The 23186-nt window shown below is 70.6% G+C and carries 21 protein-coding genes; 9 read left to right on the forward strand and 12 right to left on the reverse strand.

Annotated features, from left to right (window positions below; translation table 11 throughout):
• Window positions 1-2 precede the first annotated feature (2 nt).
• Both IE307_RS15020 and IE307_RS15025 read left to right on the forward strand, forming a co-directional pair.
• On the forward strand, window positions 3-1055 hold the full coding sequence (locus tag IE307_RS15020; RefSeq protein ID WP_229904722.1) for a hypothetical protein: 1053 nt from the start codon (window positions 3-5) through the stop codon (window positions 1053-1055).
• A complete protein-coding gene (locus IE307_RS15025) occupies window positions 1052-2044 on the forward strand; it encodes an HtaA domain-containing protein (RefSeq protein ID WP_191298558.1) in 993 nt (330 codons plus the stop codon). The genes IE307_RS15020 and IE307_RS15025 overlap by 4 nt, the downstream gene beginning before the upstream one ends.
• A 105-nt stretch (window positions 2045-2149) precedes the next feature.
• Here IE307_RS15025 and IE307_RS15030 read toward each other — a convergent pair whose 3' ends face one another.
• Entirely contained in the window at window positions 2150-3049 is a 900-nt protein-coding gene (locus tag IE307_RS15030) for an alpha/beta fold hydrolase (protein ID WP_191298559.1), read from the reverse strand.
• A gap of 153 nt (window positions 3050-3202) precedes the next feature.
• Between IE307_RS15030 and IE307_RS15035 the strand changes: the two genes are divergently transcribed.
• Together IE307_RS15035 and IE307_RS15040 are read left to right on the forward strand one after the other, a co-directional pair.
• Window positions 3203-4504, forward strand: a complete 1302-nt coding sequence (locus IE307_RS15035; RefSeq protein ID WP_191298560.1) for a sensor histidine kinase — start codon at window positions 3203-3205, stop codon at window positions 4502-4504.
• Entirely contained in the window at window positions 4489-5127 is a 639-nt protein-coding gene (locus tag IE307_RS15040; protein ID WP_191298561.1) for a response regulator transcription factor, read from the forward strand. The genes IE307_RS15035 and IE307_RS15040 overlap by 16 nt, the downstream gene beginning before the upstream one ends.
• 23 nt (window positions 5128-5150) lie before the next feature.
• Here IE307_RS15040 and IE307_RS15045 read toward each other — a convergent pair whose 3' ends face one another.
• Window positions 5151-5801: a hypothetical protein gene (locus tag IE307_RS15045; protein WP_191298562.1), complete on the reverse strand. Its 651-nt coding sequence runs from the start codon at window positions 5799-5801 to the stop codon at window positions 5151-5153.
• A 14-nt stretch (window positions 5802-5815) separates the two neighbouring features.
• The gene (locus IE307_RS15050; RefSeq protein WP_191298563.1) at window positions 5816-7258 is read right to left on the reverse strand and encodes an alpha/beta hydrolase; all 1443 of its coding nucleotides are present in this window, start codon (window positions 7256-7258) and stop codon (window positions 5816-5818) included.
• A gap of 195 nt (window positions 7259-7453) precedes the next feature.
• Here IE307_RS15050 and IE307_RS15055 point away from each other — a divergent pair, with 195 nt between their 5' ends.
• From IE307_RS15055 to IE307_RS15070, 4 genes are all read left to right on the forward strand, one after another.
• Window positions 7454-8635: a sensor histidine kinase gene (locus IE307_RS15055; protein ID WP_191298564.1), complete on the forward strand. Its 1182-nt coding sequence runs from the start codon at window positions 7454-7456 to the stop codon at window positions 8633-8635.
• The gene (locus IE307_RS15060; protein WP_191298565.1) at window positions 8636-9313 is read left to right on the forward strand and encodes a response regulator transcription factor; all 678 of its coding nucleotides are present in this window, start codon (window positions 8636-8638) and stop codon (window positions 9311-9313) included. It begins immediately after the preceding gene.
• A 189-nt stretch (window positions 9314-9502) separates the two neighbouring features.
• The gene (locus IE307_RS15065) at window positions 9503-10090 is read left to right on the forward strand and encodes a hypothetical protein (RefSeq protein WP_191298566.1); all 588 of its coding nucleotides are present in this window, start codon (window positions 9503-9505) and stop codon (window positions 10088-10090) included.
• Between the two features lie 84 nt (window positions 10091-10174).
• A complete protein-coding gene (locus IE307_RS15070; protein ID WP_191299022.1) occupies window positions 10175-10576 on the forward strand; it encodes a PASTA domain-containing protein in 402 nt (133 codons plus the stop codon).
• A 118-nt stretch (window positions 10577-10694) separates the two neighbouring features.
• On the opposite strand, the gene IE307_RS15075 is transcribed toward IE307_RS15070, so the two are convergent.
• The 5 genes from IE307_RS15075 to IE307_RS15095 all read right to left on the reverse strand — a co-directional run bounded on the left by IE307_RS15075 (window position 10695) and on the right by IE307_RS15095 (window position 15471).
• Window positions 10695-11321, reverse strand: a complete 627-nt coding sequence (locus IE307_RS15075) for a DJ-1/PfpI family protein (RefSeq protein WP_191298567.1) — start codon at window positions 11319-11321, stop codon at window positions 10695-10697.
• 14 nt (window positions 11322-11335) lie between these two features.
• Window positions 11336-12124 (reverse strand): ABC transporter ATP-binding protein, encoded by a 789-nt coding sequence (locus tag IE307_RS15080; protein WP_191298568.1) that lies wholly within the window; start codon window positions 12122-12124, stop codon window positions 11336-11338.
• Window positions 12124-13200, reverse strand: coding sequence for a FecCD family ABC transporter permease (locus IE307_RS15085; protein WP_191298569.1), 1077 nt, complete (start codon window positions 13198-13200; stop codon window positions 12124-12126). Before IE307_RS15085 ends, IE307_RS15080 begins: the two co-directional genes overlap by 1 nt.
• Complete coding sequence (locus IE307_RS15090; protein WP_229904723.1) at window positions 13181-14278, reverse strand: ABC transporter substrate-binding protein; 1098 nt, start codon at window positions 14276-14278, stop codon at window positions 13181-13183. Before IE307_RS15090 ends, IE307_RS15085 begins: the two co-directional genes overlap by 20 nt.
• Before the next feature lie 221 nt (window positions 14279-14499).
• A complete protein-coding gene (locus IE307_RS15095) occupies window positions 14500-15471 on the reverse strand; it encodes a GlxA family transcriptional regulator (RefSeq protein WP_191298571.1) in 972 nt (323 codons plus the stop codon).
• Window positions 15472-15591: 120 nt separating this feature from the next.
• On the opposite strand from IE307_RS15095, the gene IE307_RS15100 reads away from it, so the two are divergent.
• On the forward strand, window positions 15592-16212 hold the full coding sequence (locus IE307_RS15100; RefSeq protein WP_191298572.1) for a DUF4241 domain-containing protein: 621 nt from the start codon (window positions 15592-15594) through the stop codon (window positions 16210-16212).
• Window positions 16213-16248: 36 nt separating this feature from the next.
• Here IE307_RS15100 and IE307_RS15105 read toward each other — a convergent pair whose 3' ends face one another.
• The 4 genes from IE307_RS15105 to IE307_RS15120 form a co-directional block, all read right to left on the reverse strand.
• Entirely contained in the window at window positions 16249-17985 is a 1737-nt protein-coding gene (locus tag IE307_RS15105) for an ABC transporter ATP-binding protein (protein ID WP_191298573.1), read from the reverse strand.
• The gene (locus tag IE307_RS15110) at window positions 17982-19592 is read right to left on the reverse strand and encodes an ABC transporter transmembrane domain-containing protein (protein WP_191298574.1); all 1611 of its coding nucleotides are present in this window, start codon (window positions 19590-19592) and stop codon (window positions 17982-17984) included. Before IE307_RS15110 ends, IE307_RS15105 begins: the two co-directional genes overlap by 4 nt.
• A gap of 234 nt (window positions 19593-19826) precedes the next feature.
• Window positions 19827-19997 (reverse strand): hypothetical protein, encoded by a 171-nt coding sequence (locus IE307_RS15115; RefSeq protein ID WP_191298575.1) that lies wholly within the window; start codon window positions 19995-19997, stop codon window positions 19827-19829.
• 25 nt (window positions 19998-20022) lie between these two features.
• A complete protein-coding gene (locus tag IE307_RS15120) occupies window positions 20023-22848 on the reverse strand; it encodes an RHS repeat-associated core domain-containing protein (RefSeq protein WP_191298576.1) in 2826 nt (941 codons plus the stop codon).
• Window positions 22849-23186: the final 338 nt, after the last annotated feature.

Below are 23186 nucleotides of genomic sequence, written 5' to 3' on the forward strand. Positions count from 1 at the left end.
CGATGTCCCGCACAGCAAGAGCTTTGAGCGCTCTGGCCGTGACCGGCGTGGCCCTGTCCGCGCTGATGCCGGCCACCGCCGTCGCGGCGGCGAGGGTGAGCCTGTCGGTGTCCGTCGCCGATCCCGACTACGCCACCGCCGTGACCGTGCGCGGCACCGGTTTCCAGTCCATCGCCAAGGCGCACGGCGGTGTCTACGTCCTGATCGGCTGGGTCGCCGACGGCGCGTGGCAGCCGAGCAGGGGAGGCGCGGCCGGCGCGACCTACCGCTACATCCAGGACAGCGAGGCCAGGGACAACCGGGGCTACCAGAGGTTCGTGGCCTTCCCCGGCAGCGACACCGCCTCCAGCGCCAACGGAGGCACCGTCGGTGCCGACGGGTCGTGGAGCGCGGAAATGATCATTCCGGGCGCCCGCTTCCGAGCGGTGGACCGCGCGGGCAACACCAGCGAGGTCGACTGCACCAAGGTGACGTGCGGCATCATCACCATCGGCGCGCACGGCGTGGTCAACCCCACCAACGAGACCTTCACCCCGATCCGGTTCGCCGCCCCCGGCGCCCCTCCCGCCGCGACCCCGCCGCCCGCTCCGGCTCCCGGTCAGGCGCCGCCCCCGCAGCAGGGAACCCCGGCCGCGCAACCGGCGCGCGCCGCGACGCTGACGGCGGCGGCGGGCGTGGTCGAGGCGGGCGGGACCGTCGCGGTCACGGGCACCGGCTTCGCCGCCGACGAGCAGGTCACCGTGACCCTGGGCGCGTCCAAGCTCTTCCTCGCCCCGGCGAAGTCCGACGCGGCCGGTGCGGTGAACCACACCGCGACCATCCCCGCCGACGTCGCCGCGGGCGCGCACACGATCGAGTTCACCGGCGCCTCGTCCGGCGCCGTCGGTTCGGTACCGCTGACGGTGACAGCGGCGGTCGCGGAGAAGGCCTCGGAAGCCCCGGCACCACCCTCCGAGGGCTTCGACTGGCGGTGGGCGGCGGGCATCGGGGCCGGTGCCGTCCTGATCGTCGGCGCCATCCTGTTGCTGCGCAAGCGGAAGAAGGTCCACTCATGAGCATCGCCGCAGTAGCGGGCCTGGTCTTCCTGGCCGCACAGGGCCCCGTGACAGACGTACCGGTCACGACGACCACGGTCACGACGACCACCGTCACCTCGGCCAGTGCGCCCGCCCCGGTGAGCACCACCGGCCCGCCGGCGTTGGCCCCGGCCTCCACGACGAGCAGCTCACCCGCACCCGCCGGCTGCGCACTCACCCCCGGCACCGTGCGCAACGGCGAACTGTTGTGGGGCCTGAAGAAGAGCTTCCGGCAGTACGTCGGCGTCGGCCTGGGCGGTGCCACCGGCAACTCGATCACGGCGTCGGGCGGCGCCTCCATCACGAACCTGGACGAGGTCGTCATCGACGGCGTCCCCAACCCCAGGGGTGTTCCCACCGGGGCGTACCGGTTCTCGTTCGACTCCGCCGACTACACCTCACCGAGCCGGTTCACCGCCAAGTTCCGCGGCACGGTCGCCCTCGCCTACCCGAGCCACTTCTTCACCATGCTGATCTCGAACCCGCAGGTGTCCACTTCGGACGGCACGACGGTTCTGCGCGCCGACGTCGAACTCAGGACCCAGCCAGGAGCTCCCGCCAACCCGGTCGCCCTCCCCGGAGTGGAACTGGGCAGGCTCACCGCACCGGCAGCCACCCCCTCGGGCGGACTGCTCACCTGGCCGTCAGTCCCGGTCACCCTGGCGACTTCGGAGGCGTTCGCCGGCTTCTACCAGACCGGAGCCGACCTCGACCCGCTGACGATGCGCCTCGGCGCCGACTGCGCGGACACCCCGCCACCACCGCAGACCGCGACCGTCGCTCCCCCACCCGCGTCGAGCGGCGACGACCTCGTCCCCGAGGCCCGCTTCCGCCCCACCGGCGGCACCCCGGCACTGGCGGCCACGGGCGCCGACATCGAGCACGGCCTGTGGGCGGGTGTGGTCATCGTCCTGAGCGGCCTCGCCCTGGTGCTGGCGGCCTACCGGCCACGCACGCGCGGCCGGTGACGTCCGGGTCGCCGTTCACCGCGGACGACGTCCTCGCGGCGTGGACCTCGCCGGCGTTCGCGCGGTCGTCACGGGGGCGTCGTCCGGGCTCACCGCCTCTGACCGCTAGCGAACAGCCTTCAACATCTCCTCCACGGCACCGGCGATGACGTCGGGCCGTTCGGTCACGATCCCCTCGTGCGACGTGTTCTCGGCGACCACGTGCTTCCGATTCGGCCCTGCCTGGGCGAAGCGCGCCTGCGCGTCCCGCCACAACTGGGCGGCGTCGGGTGAGTCGGTGAACGGGGTCTGGGACGCGACGATCGCGGTCACCGGCACGTCCTGCGGCCAGGTGAGCTCGTGGAACGCGCGGTGGGTGGGGGCGTAGTCGACCATCACCGACAGCAGCTGGCGGTTCTTCTTGGTCGACGGTTGGGCCAGCAGTGCGTTCTTCTGCTTCTCCACGGCCGGTGCGAACGCCGTCAGCATGTCGTCGGTGAAGAAGTCGGGCACGTTGGCGTCGACGAGCACGGCACCGGACACCCAGCCGGGGTTCTCGTTCACGAAGCCGGTGGCGACCTCGCCGGCGATCGAGTGCGAGACCAGCACCACGTCGTCGGTCACCCCCAGCTCCTTCAGCCCGGCCTCCAGGTCCGACACCGCGTTCTCCACCCGCCACGGTCCCGAGATCTCGTCGCTCTCGCCTTCACCGGCCCGGTCGTAGGTGATGACCTTCGACCCCGTGGCCCGCGCCAGCCGCGGCGCCAGGTCCTTCCAGTACGACGAGCTCAGCCCGCCGCCCGCGTCCAGCACCAGCGCGGGCAGCTTCCCCTCCGTCACGTGGAAGACGACCTCGTGCTCGGCGTTCGTCACCTTGCGGGTCGTGGTCGCGGGTGCGCTCGGCGCGGTCGACGACGTGCTGCTCGCGGCGTCCGGTGTGGAGCACGCGGCGAGCGAGACGGCCAGCAGGATCGCGGAGGGGACGAGGAACTTCCTGCGGCGCAACGGGTTCGTGTGATTGACCATGACGAGAACCCTAGAAATCGCCGGGTGGTCCGACGATCCGGTCGGCCACCGGTTTCCCGGTGGAGGAAACTCCACTGTGCGAGACGCGGCCGCCCGGCCATGATCGTGGGCAGCTGGACCACTCCCGACACCCATGGACGACGTTGGAGCGCGATGACCGACACCGGTGCGCCTGTTCCCCGCCGCGGTCGCGCGTGGCGAACGGGGCTGGCCCTGCGGCTGCGCCGGCTGGGCTGGTCGCTGGTGCTGCTGCTCGGAGCGGCGGCGGGAGCGGCGCTGGCCACCGTCTGGCTCACGTCGACCTCGCTGATCGTGCTCGGGGCCGGGATCCCGCTCACCCTGCTCGCGACGGTGCTGGTCCGCTGGTTCGCGGACCTGCACCGCGGGTGGGCGGCCGACCGGCTCGGCGAACCGGTGGACCGGTCCTACCTGGAGCTCCCCCGATCCGGGTGGCCGAGTCGCTCGTGGACGGTCCTGCGCGACCCGGCGAGCTGGCGGGACTGGGCCTGGCTGGTGGTCAACTCGATCACCATCTGGTTCACCGGCGGCCTGTCGCTCGTGCTCTTCCTCCTCGGCGTGACCGCCCTGATCTACCCGGTCATCTACGAGCTGACGCCTCCGCAGGTGTTCCGCACGCCGCTGGGTGAGGGCTTCCGCCTGGACAGCGTCCAGAAGTCGTTCGCCCTGGTGCCGATCGGAGCGGTGCTCCTGGCGCTCTGGTACGCCACCTCCGGGCCGCTGACGCGCCTGAACGCCCTGGTGATGCGCTCCCTGCTGGGCCCCACCGAGCAGGTGCGCCTGCGGGCCCGCGTCGCCCACCTGGCGGCGACCCGAGCCGAGAACATCGACACCCAGGCCAGCGAGCTGCGCCGGATCGAACGGGACCTCCACGACGGCGCTCAGGCCCGTCTCGTGTCGCTGGGGATGAGCCTGGGCCTGGCGAAGCAGATGCTCGACCACGACCCGCAGGCCGTCCAGCGGATGCTGTCCGACGCCCAGACGGTGACCGCCGACGCCCTGACCGAACTGCGCGACCTCGTGCGCGGCATCCACCCACCGGTGCTGGCCGACCGCGGCCTCGACGGCGCACTGCGAGCACTGGCCCTCGCCAACCCGATCAAGACCACCGTGGTCACCGACCTGCCGGGACGACTGCCCGCGCCCGTGGAGTCCGCGGCCTACTTCGCCGTCAGCGAGGCCCTGTCGAACGCCATCAAGCACGCCGGCGCGAGCCTCGTCCGGATCGAGGTCGAGTTCACGCCCCGCTCCGACGTCGCGGGGGAACTCGTGATGCGGGTGACCGACGACGGACGTGGTGGCGCGGACGTCGACGCCGGCAACGGACTGCGCGGCGTCGCCCGCCGCCTGGCGGCCTTCGACGGCACCCTGACCGTGCACAGCCCGTCCGGAGGGCCCACCGAGATAAGGATGTCGTTGCCGTGCGCCTCGTCATAGCCGAAGACCTCGCGCTGCTCCGCGAAGGCCTGATCAGGATCTTCGAGGCGAACGGTTTCGAGGTCCTGGACGCCGTCGACAACGGCCCTGACCTGCTCCGCGCACTGACCACCCTCCGGCCCGACATCGCCGTCGTGGACGTGCGCCTGCCGCCGACGTTCACCGACGAGGGCTTGCGCGCCGCGATCGCGGCGCGCAAGGAGATCCCCGGTCTACCGGTCATGGTGTTGTCGCAGTACGTGGAGCAGCTCTACGCGAGAGAACTCGTGGCCGACCGCGCCGGAGCGGTGGGGTACCTGCTCAAGGACCGGGTCATGGTCGTCGACCAGTTCGTCACCGACGTGCGGAAGGTCGCCGCGGGCGGCACGGTCATGGACCCCGAGGTGGTCTCCGCACTGGTGAACCGCCGGTCGGCCGACCTCAGGACCCTGTCCCCCAAGGAGACGGAGGTTCTCTCGCTGATGGCGCAGGGACGCTCCAACGCCGCGATCGCGACGCGGATGCTGGTCACCGAGAAGACGGTCAGCAAGCACACCTTCAACATCTTCACCAAGCTCCGGCTCGACCAGTCCGACGACGACAACCGCCGCGTCCTGGCCGTCCTCGCCTACCTGGAAGCATGACCCTCCGGCAGGCGAAGGCGGAACTACCCGGCCCCGCCGTCGAGCAGCCAGCTGAACCGCAGCCTCAACGCCCGCTCGGTGCTGGCCACCCCGGCCGCGACCGCCAACGTGATGTTGAGCCACACCGGCAGGTCCACCGGTGAGACGAAGGTCCCGATCTGCGCCGCGATCGGCGCCGGCTGGGTCAGCTTCTCCAGCAGTTGCAGGACCAGGACCGCCAGCGAGACGAGGAGCACCACCGTCGAGACGACGCTGATCCCCCGGCTGAGCGCCGGGTGGGCCCGGTCGAGGTGCGCGCGGCGCCCTTCTGCTGAGGAGCGGTCGGGCTCGAGGCACTGCTCGAGCCCGTCGGGGGTGACGTAGTGGCACCGCTTGAGCCCGAAGGCGCTCTGCTTCACCTCGATCTTGCCGCCCGGTACGGGAAACGCGGCCGGGAGGCGGGATCGGGTGTGGTGCCTGCCGTCGACGTACAGATCGGCGTTGGTGTATCCGTCGGCGTCGGTGCGGTTGTGCCGGACGTCGACGGCGTAGACGGTGTGCCCGCCGCCGCCGGCCAGCCGGAGGTAGAACAGGGAACGGCCGAACAGCTGCCACCACCGGAACCGCAGCAGCGGGTGCCCGTCACCGGGCTTGAGGCGCCGGGCGGCGCGGCGCTCGCGCATCTCCTCGAACACGGCAGGCCTCCCGCTCACTGACCCGGTTGCGCGGCGCAGGCGAGGTCCTGCGCCGGGAGTTGCCCGGTGGTGAGGAACTTCGTCGCCGCGTCCGTGGCGCACCGGTTGTCGCTCCACGGGTAGATGCCGTGCCCGCCCTCGTCGGCGGTCACCAGGGTGGCCCGCTTCCCGAGCGCCCGCCGCATCTCCTGCGCACCGGCCAGCGGGGTGCCCGGATCGCGCTCGTTCTGCAGCATCAGGACGTTCGACGGGCCCCGGTCCCCGACGCGCACCGGCGGCTCGGTGCGCTGGTCCGGCCAGAACGCGCACGGACCGATGTTGGCCGTGACCGCGCCGAGCATCGGGTACTTCACCCGGTCGACGGCGACCGCGCGCCGGTAGTCGCGGACCGAGTCCGGCCAGCGCGAATCACCGCAGATCACGTACAGCCGGGCGGACATGGCGTTGTCCCGGTCGGTCACCGGCAGCTGGGGCACCGGCTGGTTCGCCTCGATCGCCTGCCAGGTCTTGGCCAGCGCGGGCAGGGCGGCGTCGCTGTAGAGGTACTCGAAGGTGAGCCCGCGGAAGGCCAGCCCGGTCACGCCCTGGACCGGTGCGGCGTCCAACCGCTTCGCCAGGTCGAAGTACTTGGCGGTCACCTGCTCCGGGGTCGTGCCCAGCCCGTAGTCCGGGTGCGCCGCGGCATACGCGGCGAAGTCGGGGAACCGGTCCTCCAGACCGCGGGCGAACAGGCGCATCGCCGTGACGTCGTACCCGCCGGGCCCCAGGTTGCTGTCGAGCACGATCCGATCACCGCGGTCGGGGAACATCGTCGCGTACACGGCACCGAGGTAGGTGCCGTAGGAGGCGCCGAGGAAGGAGATCTTCCTCTCGCCCAACGCCTTCCGGATCCGCTCCATGTCACGAGCGGTGTTCGCGGTGGTGGTGTGCGGCAGCATCCTGGCCGTCGGCGAAGTGGCGCACTGCGTCGCGATGGAGCGCGCGTACCCGGCTTCGCGGGTGACGTCGGCCGGGGTGTGGGCGTAGGCCGCGAAAGCACCTCGTGCCTGCTGCTCCGCGGTCAGCTCGCAGGTCACCGGCGTGCTGTGGCCGACACCGCGCGGGTCGAACCCGATGACGTCGTAGGAGTCGAGCACGTCCTTCGGCAGGCCCGTGGCGGCGAGCAGTGCGGGGTAGTCGAGTCCTCCCCCGCCGGGGCCACCCGGATTGGTCAGCAGCACACCCCGGCGCTTGGCCGGGTTCTCGCTGGCCAGCCGGGAGATCGCGATCTCGATCCGCTCGCCACCGGGCCTGCGGTGGTCCAGCGGGACTTCGAGGGTCGAGCACTCGAGCCGAGGTGCGGCCACGCCCTCGGGGCAGGCGCCCCACGTCAGGGTCTGCGCCGCTGCTGAGCCGGCGGGAACGGCGGTGGCCAGCAGGGCGGTCGCGGCGAGGGCGACCGGCAAGGTCCTGCGCATCGTTGTTGTCCTCCTGTCGAACGTGCGGATACGTGCCCGGCTGGCCACCACTCTGTCCATTCCGCGCCGCGACCACATCGGTCCCACGGCTCGACCGCATTGGCCCCGGGTCGAGTGCGCGGTTACGACCTGGGTCGGGGGTGGTCTGGACCCGGGGCTCCTGCGCCGGTCCCGGCTCTTCGCGACAATGGCCTGGTGAGCACGGATTCGGCACCGCGGTCGGCGTGGTGGTGGGGGCAGGCGTGGCGGCTGGTCGTGGCCGCCACGCTGGGTGTCCCCTTCTGGTTCTCCACCGCGGTGCTCGTGCCGCCGGGATGCGCGGCGAACACGTGTTCCTGGCTCGTCACCGGTGATCCGCTGATCGCGCTCGCCTGCCTGGCGCTGCTGCTGTGGCGGCAGCGCTTCCCGCTCGTCGTGGCCACACTGGTCACGGTCGCCTCCAGCGCGTCGACGCTGGCCGCCGGTGCCGCGCTGCTGGCCCTGTGCTCGCTCTCCACCCGCCGCCGCCCGGTCGAGATCGGCGCGGTGGTGCTGACCTTCGTGACCGCCTCGCAGGTGCTCGGGGACGTCTACCCGCTCAACGTCCCCGAGGTGTCGTTGTGGCTCGAACTCGCCTTCCCGCTGCTGTGCGCGGGTACCGCGGTGGCCGTCGGCGTGGCGATCGGCGCCCGACGCGTCGAAGCGCGATCCCTGCTGGAACGAGCCGAGAGCGCGGAACGCGAACAGCACGCACGAGCCGCCCAGGCCCGCGCCCAGGAGCGGAACCGGATCGCCCGCGAGATGCACGACGTGCTCGCGCACCGGATCTCCCTGGTCGCCATGCAGGCCGGCGTCCTGGACCACCGCACCGACCTCACCGCAGAGGACACCCGCCTGCTGGTCCGCGGTATCGCCGACGCCTCCCAGCTCGCGCTGGAGGAACTGCGCGACGTGCTCGGTGTGCTGCGGGCCGACCCGGACCGCCCGGAACCACCACAACCCTCACTCGACCGCCTGCCCGACCTGATCGCCGACTCCCGCGCCTCCGGCCTGGACGTCACGCTCGCCGACACCGTCGTGGGCGACCCTCCCGAGCTCCTCGGGCGAACCTGCTACCGCATCGTCCAAGAAGGACTGACCAACGCCGCCAAACACGCCCCCGGCGCCGAAGTCCACGTCACCCTCGACGGAACAGCCGGCGACGAACTGCGCGTCAGCGTCCGCAACCCGCCCGCCACCAAGACCGGCACCACCCCACCGGCCTCCGGCTTCGGGCTGCCCGGCCTGGCCGAACGCGTCGCCCTCGCGGGCGGCACCCTCGACCACCGCCCCGCGCCCGGCGGCGGCTACCTGCTCACCGCGCGACTACCCTGGCCGAACCGGACGGGAAGAGGCTGAGTGGACAGCGAGCACGAACCGACACGGGTGGCCATCGTCGACGACGACCAGCTGGTGCGGATGGCCCTGCGGCTGCTCCTCGAAGGCGAGCCGGACCTGGCCGTGGTCGCGGAGGCAGCCGACGGGGAGACCGCTCTCACCGCGGTCGAACAGCAGCGCCCCGACGTGGTGCTGATGGACGTGCGCATGCCCGGCCGCGACGGCATCAGCGCCACCAGAGAACTCCTCGCCCGCCCGTCACCGCCCAAGGTCCTCATGCTGACCACCTTCGACTCCGACGACCTCGTGCTCGCCGCACTGGAGGCCGGAGCCCTCGGCTTCGTCTTCAAGGACACCCCTCCGGCCCGCATAGTCGACGCGGTGCGCACCGTCGCCGAGGGCAACCCCGTCCTGTCCCCGGCGGCCACCGCCAGGGTGATCGCCGCCGCCACCGGCCCGCGCTCCTCCAGCACCCGCCGCGACCGGCAAGGGGCCGCACGAACGAGACTGTCCACTTTGACCGAACGCGAACTCGACACGGCGCAGGCCATCGCCGACGGGCTCAACAACCCGGAGATCGCCGAACGGCTGCACATCAGCGTCGCGACGGTGAAAGCCCACACCAGCAACCTGTTCGCCAAGCTGGCGGTCGAGAACCGCGTGCAGATCGCACTCGTGGTCCGCGACGCGGAGGACTGAGACGGCGAACTCGCAGGCCTGGCTCGACGAGCGGGTGATCCGACCGCAGCGGAGTTGCGCGTGCCGGAATCACGTAATGCAGGGCAGCTGCCCCCCATGATCGGCTAAGGTCGTTCGACGCGACAACCCGACCACGGCGAGGGCCGGGACGGTCCACATCGGATCGTCTCTCCGCTTGGAGCGATACCGATGTCCAGTGACTTCTTCGTAGACCGCGCCGAAACCTGGTACGTCAAGATCTGGATCGCATCGCACGGCGTCTACTCCTGGGTGCTCGAGCGGATCGCCGAGCACACCACGGATCCCGCCGTCGCCGAGGTGCTCCGCGAGCACGCCGACGACAAGGCGTTCAGCCTCGCCTGGTATCCCGAATTCGGCGCGGAGATCGTGCGGGTGATTCTGGGGCCCTTGCGCGACGACCTCTCGGAGGAGTCCGAGCACGTGCGGACCCTCGTCCTGGAACTGGTCGCGATGGCGGAGGGCTGGGCCGACGCGACCGACGTGTTCCCGGTGTTCCTGCCATGGCGGTTCACCCGCGAGGAGAACGGTGAGACGGTGCGCTACCGCTCGTCGGAGGAGCCGATGCGCGAGGTCGTCTTCGGCGGCGTGCGGGCCGCCGACCTCCCACCGGAGCTGACGCACCTGGAGATCGGTCCGGTGCCGGGCGGGTACGAGGTGCGCTCGGCGAGGTTCGAGGCCGTGGTGGCCGCGGAGAGCCTCCACGTCCTGGGTGATCCGTACCGGGGTCCGCTGGTGCACCACAGCTCGTCGGGGTGATCGGACTTCAACCTGGTGGTGCGCGGCACACCGATTGCCTCGATCGGGTGACGCTCAGTAACAGATACCCAGGTGCGCTGCGACATGCCGGACATGCGCATCGTCGTCGCCGTCCCCCTGCTGTTGCTGACCGCCGCGTGCTCCACCCCGCCGCCCGCCACGACAAGCACCGACACACCACAGCCACCGGCGACCACCGCCGCGCCGCTCCAGACGACACCTGCGGCGGCGACCACGATCCCTCCAGCGGCACCCGCCGTCAAAACGTGCACGGTGCCCAACGTCGTCGGTTTGATCCATCAGACCGCGCAGGACACGATGCAGAAGGCCGGCTTGTTCTTCCTGACGGAGGAAGACGCGAGCGGCCAAGGCCGCCTGCTCATCAACGACCGCAACTGGAAGACCACGAAGCAGAGCGCTGCGGCCGGCACGGTGGTCGACTGCAACACGAAGATCCTCCTGTCCGCCGAGAAGATCGCCGACTAGCGGCAGTCACCGCGATCCCGAGCACCGCCGTCCTGCTCAACACGGTGACAGACCAGCTATGTGCGTGTTGATCGCCATGCTGCGCGAGCGTCACGTCGCAACAGTGCCGACGACATCCTCAGGCCGACATCTCCTTCCACGCCCTCTCGACCACAGCCGCGGGAGCGGAGTCCACGGAACCAGCGGAGTAAGGCGGCTCCGGCGCGTACTCGATGATGAGCTGCACGGCCTGTGCCACGTCGTCACCCGCGATCAGTCCGGCCAGGGTCAGCGCCATGTCGATGCCCGCGGACACCCCGGCCCCGGTCGCGTAGTGGCCGTCGATGACGACGCGCTCCTTCGACGGCGTCACACCGAAGTCGGCGAGGCCGTCCAGCGCGCCCCAGTGAGTGGTCGCGCGACGGCCTTCGAGCAGTCCCGCCGCGGCGAGCAGGAACGTCCCGGTGCACACGGCGGTGGTCCACTTGCTGGTCCGATCGACCGTGCGCAGCCACTCGAGCAACCGCTCGCTGGACATCTGCCGCACCTGACCGGGGCCGCCTCCGACGAGCACCACATCGGGTTCCGCCACGTCGTCGAAGGTGGCGACGACGTTGATCGACAGGCTCTTCAGGTCGTTGACGACGAGGCCGGGTTCCTCGGCGACGAAGACGACCTCCGTGTCCGGGAGGCGGCCAAGAACCTCGTAGGGACCGATGACGTCCAACGAGGTGAAGCCGGGATAGAGAACAATGGCGACCTGCATGTCGGTGCCCTTCACTAGTACTGGTCAGTTCGTTGCGCACCCGCGGAAGCCACCGCGATGCGGGGACGGCCCGTGATCGGGTGGGTGTCGAGCACAGCACGTACCCCGAACACGTCGTGCACGAGTTCCGGCGTCAAGACCTCGGCCGGGACACCCTCCGCCACGAGCGCGCCCTCCGCCATGATCGCCACACGGTCGCAATAGGACACCGCGTGGTCGAGGTCGTGCAGGGCCGTGAGCGTCGTCATGCGCAGATTCCGGAGCAGGTCGAGGATCTCGAACTGCGCGCGCACGTCGAGGTGGTTCGTCGGCTCGTCCAGGATCAGCAGCCCGGCTTCCTGGGCGAGCGCACGGGCGATGAGGACGCGCTGTTGCTCACCGCCGGACAACGTCGCGAACGACCGCCGAGCGGCCCAGCTCATGTGCACGTCGTCCAGCGCCCGTTCGACCACCTCGTGGTCGTGTTCGGTGTCGCGGTCGAACGCGCCCTTCCGCGGTGTGCGTCCCATTGCGACGATCTCGCGCACGGAGAACGCGGCGTCCAGCACGGTGTGCTGGGTGACGATCGCGCGGCGGCGTGCGGCCTCCCGTGCGGACATGTCCCACACGCTCTCACCACCGATGAGCGCCGCCCCGCCGACGGGCCTGAGCACCCGGTAGGCGCTGCGCAGCAGCGTCGACTTGCCGCTGCCGTTGGGGCCGACGAGTCCGACCACCTCCCCCTGCTCGATCCGCAACGACACGTCGGAGACGATGCGCGCCGGGCCGATGTCGATGCTGACGTCCTCGAACTCGAGCCGCATCACGCTCCCTCCCGCTGCCTGGCGCGCAGGAGCAGCCACATCAGCACGGGCACGCCGATGCCGGCGGTGAAGATGCCGACCGGCAACTCGTTGGGGCGGTTGACCGTGCGGCCGGCGAGGTCGACGAGGACCAGGAAGACGGCGCCGACGAGCATGGAGGCCGGCAGCACTCGCCGGTGTTCGGCACCGACGACGAGCCGGGTGATGTGAGGGATCACCAGTCCGACGAAACCGAGCCCGCCGGCGACCACCACGACGGTCGCGGTCATCAACGACGTCACCACGAGCAGTTGGCGCCGGAGGCGGTGCACGTCGACGCCGAGCCCTGCCGCAGCGTCGTCGCCGACCATCAGCGCGTTGAGCGCACGTCCCCGGGTCAGCAGCCAGGTGATCCCCAGCGCCAGGGCGGTCGCAGGGACGCGGAGGTCGGCCCACTCCGTTCCGGCGAGGCTGCCCATGACCCAGAACATGATGCCCGCCAACTGGTTCGGGCTCGTCTGCAACTGCACGAAGCTCGTGGCGGCCACCGCGAGGTAGCCCACCGCGACGCCGGCGAGGATCAGCCGGGTGTCGGTGAGCCGGCCGCCGCGCTGGGCGATCACGAACACCGCGATCATCGTCAGCAACGCCGCCGCGAAGGCGCCACCGGTGACACCGAGGCCCTGCAGCGCAGTGGAACCGGAGGCCATCACGAGCACCGCCCCGAAGGACGCGCCGGGCGTGACCCCCAGCATGTACGGGTCCGCGAGCGGGTTGCGGACCAGCGCCTGGAGGCTGACCCCGATGACGCTCAGGGCGGCGCCGACGACAGCGGCCACGAGGACCCGTGGCAGCCGTATGTCCCAGACGATCTGGTCCTGCAGCGGGTCGAGCCCTCCGGTGTCCCCCACGACGTGGCTGAAGATCACATGCCAGACGTCACGTGCCGCCAGTGTGGCGGTTCCCAGCGACACCGCGACGGTGACGACCGCGACGAGCGCTGCGACGAGGACCGCGTAGAGGAGGATCGTCGCGCGGCCTGCCACCAGGTGGGGGCCTCGCGAGGGCGCGTCGCGGCTACCGCGGATGCGCGGCATCGGCGATCTTCTCCACGGCGTGGGCGTTGGCCGGCCCGAGGAAGGCCCCGTCGGAGATCACGGCGTAGGTCCGGGACTTCGACGCCTTCCACTGCGGGTACTGCTGGAACAGCCGCCCGGCGAGCTGGTCCACCTCGTCCACTTCGGACGGATCGGACAGTCCGATCACCACCACGTCGACCTCGGCGGTCACCAGCGCCTCGGCGTTGAGGTTCGACGTCAGCTCGTGGTTCGGCTTGTCGCTCGGGAACGCGTTGACTCCGCCCGCCGCGTCGATGATGTCGTCGTAGATGCCACCGGAGAACACGGCAGGCAGGTTGTTGGTGCTCATCATCGCCATGCCGGGAAAGGCGAGAAGCACCTTCTTGCGCTCCTTGCCCGCAACGCGGTCCCGGACGGACGCTATCCGCTTCTCCAGCTGTGCGACGACGTCCGCCGCCTTCTGCTGCTCGTCGAAGATCACGCCGGTCTGCAGGACGAAGTCGAAGGTCGACTCGATCGACTGCCGGTCGTAGGCGGCCTGGTCCGCGGCCGACGAGGTGGTCGCCCCGTAGGCGCAGTCGACCGGGTTGACGTAGGACCTGATCCCGGCCTCGGCGAGCTGGTCCCTGGTCGCGAACCCGCTCTCGGCGTTGAACCCGCCGCTCCACGTCGACACCACGAGATCGGGCGCGAGCTCGAGCACCTTCTCGGCCGGCACGTCGAAGTTCTTGTTCCAGTCGGCGCCCCCGGTCGGCAGTTTCGCGACCTCCGCGACCATTACCGGGTCGTCGGACACGGTGACCCGTTGCGCGTTCGCGAGGACGCGGTCCTGAAGCCCGAGCAGGACGTACGCCTGCACCTCTCCGACGGACACGCCGTTCATGATCAGCACGCGCTTCGGCGGGCCGTCGAACGTGACCTTCCGGCCGCAGTTCTCGATCGTCAGGGGATACGACGTCCTGGACGGCGCGGGGCGCTCGACCGCGGTCGTCGCACCGCCCTCACCAGGCCCTGGGGAGCTGCCACACCCGGCGACCAGCACGCTGAACGCCGCCACCAGCGCGACACCGGCGCGTCGTGTCGCATGTGGACTCACAGATCCGAGTGATCCACGGAGGATCTCCATGTCCACCTTTCAGCACGGGAACATCGGCCGGCGCGACTGAAGGCGCGCTTCGACCCGGACGAACTCCGGGCGGGACAACCGATTCACGAGACCGGCGATCGGGAACACCGCGACCGCCCGACTGCCAGCCTAGGGACGTCCGCTCGTGATGCCTATGTCGTGCAGACCAACAAATCTGCCATCCGCCGCCGTCACAGAGCAGCGTGGACCGCCGGCGCCCGCCGGTACTCCGTGGGCGAGACGCCGAGTTCCCGCAGGAAGGCGCGGCGCATACCTTCGGGCGTCCCGTACCCGCAGCGACGCGCGATGCGGACCACTCCTTCACGGGTGTCGGTCAACATGCGTTGCGCGGCCTCCAACCGGATGAGGTCCACGTACCGGCCCGGCGTCACGCCGGCCTGCTCGGCGAACGCACGGGCGAACTGCCGGGGAGACAGTCCTGCGCGGCGCGCCAGCGCGGGCACGGACAGGTCTGCCGCCAGGTTCGCGGTCGCCCAGTGCTGCACCTCGCGCAGCGGATCCGAGTGAGCGACCTGTGCCGAGAGCTGGGTGCTGAACTGCGCCTGGTTGCCCGGCCTTCGCAGGAAGACCACGAGGAGCCGGGCGATCTCGTGCGCCACCGCGCGGCCGAAGTCCTCCTCGACGAGGGCGATGGCGAGGTCGATCCCCGCCGTCACCCCCGCCGAGGTGTAGAACGGGCCGTCCCGGACGAAGATCGGCTCCGGCTCGACCAGCACCTCGGGATGCTTGCCGGCGAGGTAGTCGCAGGACTCCCAGTGCGTGGTCGCCCGGCGTCCGTCGAGAAGTCCGGCCTCGGCAAGGAGCCATGTCCCGGTGCACACGGACACGACCCGCTGCACACCGGGCGCACGTTCTCGCAGCCACGCCACGAGCCTGTCGTCGACGTGCTGCACGCCGGGCCCACCCGGCACGAGGAGCATGTCGGGGTCCTCGACCCCGGCCAGGTCGAAGTCGGGGACCAGCCGCAGACCTCCGGCCGACCGCACGGGCTCGCCTCCGACTGAAGCCGTGTGGACGACGTAGGGCGGCGCGTCCTCCGTTCCGGCGTAGCGCGCTGCCACCGAGAACACGTCCAGCGGTCCTGCCACGTCGAGCGGCTGCACACCGTCGAACAAGGTGATGAGTACCGATCGAGTGCCCACCCCGCTGAGACTACTGAGGTGCGATCGGTGGTGCCGTCGCCGAACTCCCCGAACCACCTGGTGCGCTGCACAGCCACTCCGCGAGGTCGTGCTCGACCACGCACCCCATACGGTGGCCACATGCCTTTGACACCAGTGGACTTCGACCGGCGCCTCGTTCCAGGTGCCCGGGCCGGCCTGATGTCCGGCCCGGGCACGGTCAGCGAACCGCTGCGCGCCGAACTGCACCTCCCCTCAGGCGAACTGGTCGCCTCAGGATGGCGCTGGGAGGCGATCGGGTTCACCGAAACCGCTCCGCCCGGCCACTATCCGGTGCTGCTGCACCTGCTGACGCCCGACGAGGCACCGCTGATGCCCGTCCCGCTGGCGGTGCGACTGGTCATCCGCGATGCGCCGGCCGTGTCTTGGACCATGGCCCTGCTGCCCGGCCAGGACCCGGCGGAGCTGAGCGAGGACGGCTTCTTCGGTTTCCCGGTGGACGGCGGCGAGGGCAACCTGATCGACGCCCGGTACCTCCGGGAACTGCACGAGACGGACACCTACCTCGAGTTCGTCGACACCGCCAGGATCGACCTGGACTTCGGCGACCGGCTGGCGCCGTCAGAAGACGACCAGGGCCGTCAGACCGTGGGGTTCACCATCGGAAGCGACGGCGTCTACCCGACCTGGATCGGTCGCACCGCTGATGGCGAACTCGCCTGTTACCTGGTCGAGCTGCTGCTGTTCGACGACCGGGACTGACGCGAAGCCGTTCTCGGTCCCGCTCTACATGGCCGGTCACCGCACCTCCGGTCGTGCCGACTGCCAGGCGTCCCAGAGCCGGGCGTAGTGCCCGTCCGAGGCGATCAGCGCGTCGTGGGTGCCTGATTCGACGATCCGGCCGTGCTCGAGGACCAAGATGCGGTCGGCCGTGGCGGCCTGCCGCAGCCGGTGTGCCACAACGAGTCCGGTCCGTCCGGACAGGACCGCGGCCGCCGCGTCCTCGAGCCGGGTCGCGTCGCGGCTGTCGGCCTCGGCCGTGGCCTCGTCGAGCAGCACCACAGCCGGGTCGGCGAGCAACGCACGGGCCAGAGCGACCTGTGCGGTCTGCGCCGGATCCAGCGCACGCCCCAGTTCACCGACCACCGTCCGGACTCCCTCGGGCAGCTCGTCGATCCAGTCCGCGCCGACGGCCCGCAGCGCGCGTTCGGCGTCGGCGTCGGTCGTCTCCGGGTCGGCCAGGCGCAGGTCCTCGGCCAGCGGGCCCGCGAAGACGTGCGTCTCCTGGGGCACCAGGACGAGCGGTGCCGTCCGGCCCGGGATCGCTCCGGCCCAGCTCACTCGTCCCTCGCTAGGACTGGCGAGTCCGGCCAGAAGAACGGCCAGTGTGGACTTCCCGGCACCGCTGGCACCGACGAGCGCGACCGTCTCCCCCTGCCGCAGCCGCAGGGACACCTCGTGCAGGACCGGTTCGGTCGTACCGGGGTACCGGTGCGTCACCGCCTCGGCGTGGAGGTCCCCGGTGCGGGCCGGTGCCGGAACCGGCGGGCTCGGCTCGGCGGTCCCGATCACGCCGACGATGCGTTGCAGGCTCGCCATCGCGGACTGCACCTGGTCGAAGCTGAACACCAGCAGGCCCAACGGGTTGAACAACCGGTGGAAGTACAGCGCCGCCGCGGTCACGGCGCCCACCGACGCCGACCCCGTGCGCACGAGGGCGAATCCCGTGATCACGATGGCGACGAGACCGGTCAGCTCGGCGATGTTGATCCACTTGCCCCAGGCGGTGGCGAACCACAGGATCGAGCGTGAGACGTCACGCGCCCGTCGCGACGACGCCTCGATCAGGCCGACATGGCGCTCCTCCGCACCGTAGGCGCGCAGCGTGGGAAGCCCTTCGAGCGCGGACACGAGCGTTTCCGCGCGATCACCGAACGCCGCACGCTCCTCGGTGTAGCGGACGGCCGCACGCGGCAGGTACCAGCGCAACGCGAACCCGTAGACCGGAATCGCGAGCAGACCGGCGGCCGCTAGCCAGGGGTCGAGGGCGAACAGGCCCACCATCGTCAGCCCGACGGTCAGCACCGCGCCGACCCACTGCGCGAGCAACGTGGCGACGACCTCGCTGATCACGGCGACGTCGTCACCGACCCGGCTGAGCAGGTCACCGCGCCCGGTCTCCTCGACCTCGGCCGCGGGCATGTGCAGCGCCGCGGAGACGGTGTCCTCCCGCATCCGCGCCAGCACCCGTTGCCCGATCCGCGCGACCAGCGCCCCGCTCAGCGCGGTCAGCACGGCCGCACCCAGCCCAGCCACCCCGATCAGGGCCGTGAGCCCCACGACGCTCGCGGCCTGCCCGCCACCGATCACCTCGTCGACCATCCGGCCGACGACCCAGGGCGCGACGAGGCCCGCCAGCGACGCGGCCACGGCCAGCACCACCGTCGCGGCGGCCAGGCCGCGCTGGTCCCGCACGTAGCCGCCGACGGCGCGGCGGACCCCGCCCGCCGTGGCGAGGGGAAGACGCCGGCTCATCCGAGGACCCTCCTGCGGTAGTCGGGCTCGCTGTCGAGGAGCCCGTGGTGGTCGCCGATCACCACTTCCCCGGTGGAACGCGCGAAGACGACGTGGTCGGTGCGGTCGAGCAGGATCGGGCTCGTGGTGATCACCACGGTCGCCCGGCTCCCGGCGCCGTGCCGATGCCCGCGCACCCCCTCCGCCACGGCCTGCTCGGTCACCGGGTCCAGCGCGGTCGTCGGCTCGGTCAGCACCAGCGCGGGCGGGTCGGTGTGCAACGCGCGGGCCAGTACGACCCGCTGCCGCTGCCCACCGGACAGGCTCAGCCCGCGGTCCCGCAGAGGTTCGAGCAGGCCACCGGGCCGGGCGTCGACGACCTCGTCGGCCCCCGCCGCGACCAGGGCCTGCCGCAACCGCTCCGGCGAGTCCGCAGGCCGTCCCAGGGTGAGGTTGTCCTCGAACGTCCCCGCGAACAGGTGCGCCCGGACCGGCTCCACGTGCACCTGAGCCGGCGGATCGCCCTTCCACTCCACCCGCACTCGCCCCGGTTCCCGCCCTCGCAGCACCTCGAGCACCTCGTCGACCACCTGCGGATCGGCGACGACCCCGGTGCACCCGTCGGCCAGGAGCGGGATCGTGACGGGCGCCCCCTCGGCGCGTGCCGCACCGGCAGGTTCCCCCTCGGCGTCCAGGACGTCCCCGACACGACCCGAACTCGCCAGCGCCGCGGCGCCGAAGCGCAGGTACATCCCCACCCCGGACAGCGGTTCGGCGATGAACTGGGCCGCACCGATCGCGGCGACGAACGCGCCGATCCCGATCGCCCCCTCCACGGCGAGCAGGCCGGCCGCGAACACGGCCACGACGAGCACCACGGTGCCCGCCAGCACGGTCACCCCGAGCTGCAACGACGCCGCCGTCCCCGAACGGATCCCGGCCGCCTCAGCGGCCCGGCTCACCGTGCGGTACCTCCGCACAGCGGTCTCCTCGGCCCGCAGACCGTGCACGACCCGCAGCCCCGTCACCAGATCGGTCGCCAACGCGGACGCGGCCGCCAGCGCCTCCTGCTGCCCCGCCACCCGCCGGGCCAGCAGCGGCGAGAGCAGGTTGAGCCCGAAGGTCGTCACCACCGCGGTCACGATCAGCAACAACCCGAGCCGCACGTCGATGCCGACCAGCACGGCGCAACTCACCCCCAGCGCCGCCACCGAGCCGGCGAGACCGGCGATCCACACCACCGCCCGGGACACCTGATCAGCGTCCGACGACGCGATCGTCAGCAACTCACCCCGATGCCGCGCGGCCGCCGTACCGCCGACCCGCAGCAACCGCGCCCCGAGCTCCACGCGCAGCGCGTGGGCCTCGTCGATGACAGCCAGCTGAGCAAACCGGGCGAACCAGCGGTAACACGTGTTCAGCGCGGCGAACAACACCACCAGTCCCCCGACGGCCAGCGCCAGCGCGGTGATCTCCCCGCTGGCCACCGCCTGGTCGATCGCCAGACCCAGGGCGACCGGGACCAGCGCCTCACAGGTCTGGTGGCCCATGAGCAGCAGCGAGGCGCCTGCCACCCGGCCGCGCTGCCGCCGCACCACCCGCCGACGGATCCGTGCCGCATTCCCCACGCTGTTGATACCGGCCTCCCGACCCATAGGTAAGGACACCCTAACCTTCCAGGTGGGGGTTACGCCTCATGGCCCACGAGGTTGCTTCGATTCGCACGCGGACCGGTACTCGTCAGGCAGGCTGCGATCCGAGGTCGCCTGCCTCACGTCGTCGCGCGTGCGATGTCACGACATGACTTCACACCCAGCTTCCGCAGGGCCTGGCCTCACCGATGAGACCAGGCCCGACCACGTTCAGCGGTGGAAGCGGCGCACCATGAACACCGCGGCGACGGCGGCGACTACCGCAAGCACCACGTAGGTCCACGGTTTCGGCACGTCGAGCATCGCGGTGATGAGACCCGCGACCAGCCCTACCAGCACCAGACCTATCACCGCCGCGGCTTGCGGCTTGTCTCGCAGCACGAAGATCGCCCTTTCTCTGTACCGGTCAGGTGAGGATGACGATTCCGGTGCCGAACCCGAGGCCGACCAGACCGCCGTAGAAACCGACCGTGCCGGCTCCAGCCAGACATCCGGCGGGCGCGGTCGCAACACACCCGATGGCACCGCCGATGGTGGCCCCGACAGCGATGGAGTCCGCGATCGTGCCCAGGTCGGACTTGAGGGTGTCCATGCTGTAAGCACCCGTCGGGTCGCTGCGGTTGATCGGGTCAGACTTGCTGTAGGCGTAAAGGTTGCGTTCCTGACGGGTCGGGTCCGGCGCGGTGAAGCGGCCCCACGAGGAGTTGTAGTACCGGTAGCCGAACAACGTCAGTCCGCCCTTGAGCGTGTAGCCACCGACGTACCGGAACGGGTTCGTGCCCGCCGCCGCGCCCGTGCCGGCCGCACCGCCGTACGGGGCGTACGTGTACGTGGCGGCCACTGCGCCTGCGGTGTCGAGCAGGGCCAGGACGCTGCCCTGGTGGTCGGTGATCAGGTTGTAGCGGGCCGTGCCCGCCTTCTCGGTCACCAGCCTGCCGTCCGGGTCACGGGCGACGCTGATCCGCACGTTGCCCACGTTGACCGTGCTCGTGCCCAGTGCGGTGTGCGTGAAGGTGTGCGTGGTCGAGACGCCGCCCACCTTCTCGGTGATGGTGCGCGGCTGCGTCTGGTCAATGGTGTCGTAGGAAGCGGAGAACGTCTGTGCGCCGTCGGTGACACCGCGGAGCATCTGGTTGGTCGGCGAGTACTCGTAGGACGCCGACGGGTTGGTCGCGCCGGTGATGTTGCCCGCGGGGTCGTAGCTGAGGTTCGTCGCGCCCACGGAGGTGAGCTGGTCCGCACCGTTGACGCCGTGTGCGGTGCCCGCGAGGTTGGTGATGTTGTCGGCCTTGTCCACCGCGAACGTTGTGGCGCCCGCCTTGGTCAAGTGCTGCAACGAGTCGTAGGTGTACGCCGTGGTCGTGCCGGCGACGGTCTTCGACTGCATCTTGTCGCTGTCGGCTCCACTGGTGGTGGTGAAGCTGTACGCGGCCTTGAGGAGTTCGGCGCCCGCGGTGTTCTTCACCGTCAGCCCGGTCAGCCTGTTGGAGAAGTCGTAGGTGTTGGTCTGCGTGCCCGCGCCGGGGAACGTCGTCGTGGTGCGGTTGTCGGCGTCGTCGTAGCCGAACGTCGTGGTCTGCCCGAACGGATCGGCCAGCGACTTCAGGCGGTTCGCTGCGTCGTACTCGTACGTCGCGGTGCCCGAAGGATCCGTCAACGACTTGAGGTTGCCCGTCTTGTCGTAGTCGTAGGACACCGTCTCGGTGGACGTGCCCTGCGTTCGCACCGCCGAGGTGACCTGGCTGCCCGCGGGGCGCGGGTCATACGTGAACCGGGTCGTCACGCCGCCGTGCGAACGCGTCTCGAGGTTGCCCAGCGCGTCGTAGGAGTTCACCTGCAGAACGGTGCCATTGGTGCTCACCGCGACAATCCGGTCGAGCTTGTCGTAGCTGTAGTCGATGCGCTTGTTGTTGCCGTCGGTCACGCTGCTGATGCGCGACAGCGAATCGTAGGTGTAGCGGGTGATCCCCAACGGCGCGGGCGGCGTCACGCTGGTGGGGTTTCCGGCCTGGTCGTAGCCGAACCTGGTCTGCTGGCCGTTGGCGTTGCGCACGGTGTCGAGGAGCGCCTTCGGGCCGGTGTAGGTGCGGATCTCCAGGTCTGCGGCCAGCGGCGTGGAGCGGACCTTGGTGAGGTTGCCGGCCGCGTCGTACTCCCTCGTCGTCTCGTTGCCCGCCGGGTCCTTGACGGACGTCGGCAGGTTCGGGTGCGCGGTGCTCGTGTAGGCGGCGATGTTGGCCGCGCCGGTGGGCAGCTTGGTGGAGATGAGGTTGTTCAGGTTGTCGTAGGTCGCGGTGGTGGAGTTCTGCAGCCCGTCGGTGGTCGTCTGGACGTCGCTGTTGGCGGTCCAGGTCTTCGACTGCGTGTGCCCGAGCGCGTCCTTGGCCGAGATCTGCCGGTGGCTGCTGTCGAACGTGTAGACGGTCTTGTTGCCCCTCGGGTCCGTCTGCGTGGTCTCGGTGAACGGGACGGTGTAGTCGAACAGGGTGTCCACCCCGCCCGTTCGCGTCGGAGTGGTCACCTTGGTGACATCGCTGTGCGTGTAGCCGAAGCTCCACGTGCGATTGGCCTGGTCGACCAGTGACGTGATCCAGCTGCTGCCGGCGTCGCGGCCGAACTTCACGACCTTCCCGTCGCGGTCGGTCAGCTGCGTGAGCCGGCCGTCGGAGTCGAAGGAGTAGTTGCCGACGACGGTGCCGCTGGGGTCGGTGATGCGCGTGATGTTCCCGCCGCTGGACTGGAACGTCGTGACCCTGCCCTGCGAGTCGGTCAGCGAGGCCAGCGTGCCGTCGGACTGGTAGTGGTAGGTGATCGCGTTGCCGTTGCGGTCCTTGCGGTTCAGCGGCCACCCGTCGGAGTTGAACGCCCAGGTCTCACCGGTCTCGACGAACTTCGCGGTGTACGACCCGTCCGCGTTCTCCGTCATCGTCGCCCGCACGCCGTTGCTCGCGGTGCCGAAGGTGCCGTCGCCGTTGGGGGCGAACTCGACGCAACCGCCGCCGTCCACGGGCATGTGCAGGTTGGTGAACGACAGGTCCAGCGCCATGTCCCTGCCGGCGTTGATGTGCCACTTGTCGTCGTAGCCGTAAGAGTGGCGCAGGGTCAGATCGATGCCGGTGCCGCGGATCGTGAGGTCCCGGTGGTCGATCCAGAGGTTGCCGTTGGCCAGGTTCACGCCGAACTGGAGGCGATCACTGACCCGGAAGCGTTCGACCGGGTAGTCCGGCAACACCGCCCAGTCCGAGGACCGGCACGGTGACCAGCGGCGAACCCCGGCCGTACCGGCCTGATCCGCAGCAGGCCTGGCGCGGCCCGCCGGCGGTGCCCCTCCCACCACGGTCCGGTTCGCCTCGCCGGGCGTCCAAGCGTGCTCGACGGCAGGTGCCGCGGCAGCCGAAGCCGTTGGCGAGACTGCAGGAACCGCAGTGGTGAGCGCGATCGCCACACTTACGGATAAAGCGCGCAGCGTGAAGCGGCGCACTGGTGAAGTGCGTGACAAGTTCTAGTTCCCCTCAGCGAAATGCATCCCCAGACAGGGACCCCCCGGTCCCTGCGAATCCCCATGGTTCT

This window comes from Lentzea cavernae (assembly GCF_014653695.1).
GTDB lineage: Bacteria > Actinomycetota > Actinomycetes > Mycobacteriales > Pseudonocardiaceae > Lentzea > Lentzea cavernae.

Coding starts and splice junctions, on each gene's coding strand:
- IE307_RS15070 (WP_191299022.1), top strand. CDS start 10,175: ATGCCGGACATGCGCATCGTCGTCGCCGTCCCCCTGCTGTTGCTGACC.
- IE307_RS15065 (WP_191298566.1), top strand. CDS start 9,503: ATGTCCAGTGACTTCTTCGTAGACCGCGCCGAAACCTGGTACGTCAAG.
- IE307_RS15075 (WP_191298567.1), bottom strand. CDS start 11,321: ATGCAGGTCGCCATTGTTCTCTATCCCGGCTTCACCTCGTTGGACGTC.
- IE307_RS15100 (WP_191298572.1), top strand. CDS start 15,592: ATGCCTTTGACACCAGTGGACTTCGACCGGCGCCTCGTTCCAGGTGCC.
- IE307_RS15105 (WP_191298573.1), bottom strand. CDS start 17,985: ATGAGCCGGCGTCTTCCCCTCGCCACGGCGGGCGGGGTCCGCCGCGCC.
- IE307_RS15030 (WP_191298559.1), bottom strand. CDS start 3,049: ATGGTCAATCACACGAACCCGTTGCGCCGCAGGAAGTTCCTCGTCCCC.
- IE307_RS15050 (WP_191298563.1), bottom strand. CDS start 7,258: ATGCGCAGGACCTTGCCGGTCGCCCTCGCCGCGACCGCCCTGCTGGCC.
- IE307_RS15080 (WP_191298568.1), bottom strand. CDS start 12,124: ATGCGGCTCGAGTTCGAGGACGTCAGCATCGACATCGGCCCGGCGCGC.
- IE307_RS15035 (WP_191298560.1), top strand. CDS start 3,203: ATGACCGACACCGGTGCGCCTGTTCCCCGCCGCGGTCGCGCGTGGCGA.
- IE307_RS15025 (WP_191298558.1), top strand. CDS start 1,052: ATGAGCATCGCCGCAGTAGCGGGCCTGGTCTTCCTGGCCGCACAGGGC.
- IE307_RS15020 (WP_229904722.1), top strand. CDS start 3: ATGTCCCGCACAGCAAGAGCTTTGAGCGCTCTGGCCGTGACCGGCGTG.
- IE307_RS15085 (WP_191298569.1), bottom strand. CDS start 13,200: ATGCCGCGCATCCGCGGTAGCCGCGACGCGCCCTCGCGAGGCCCCCAC.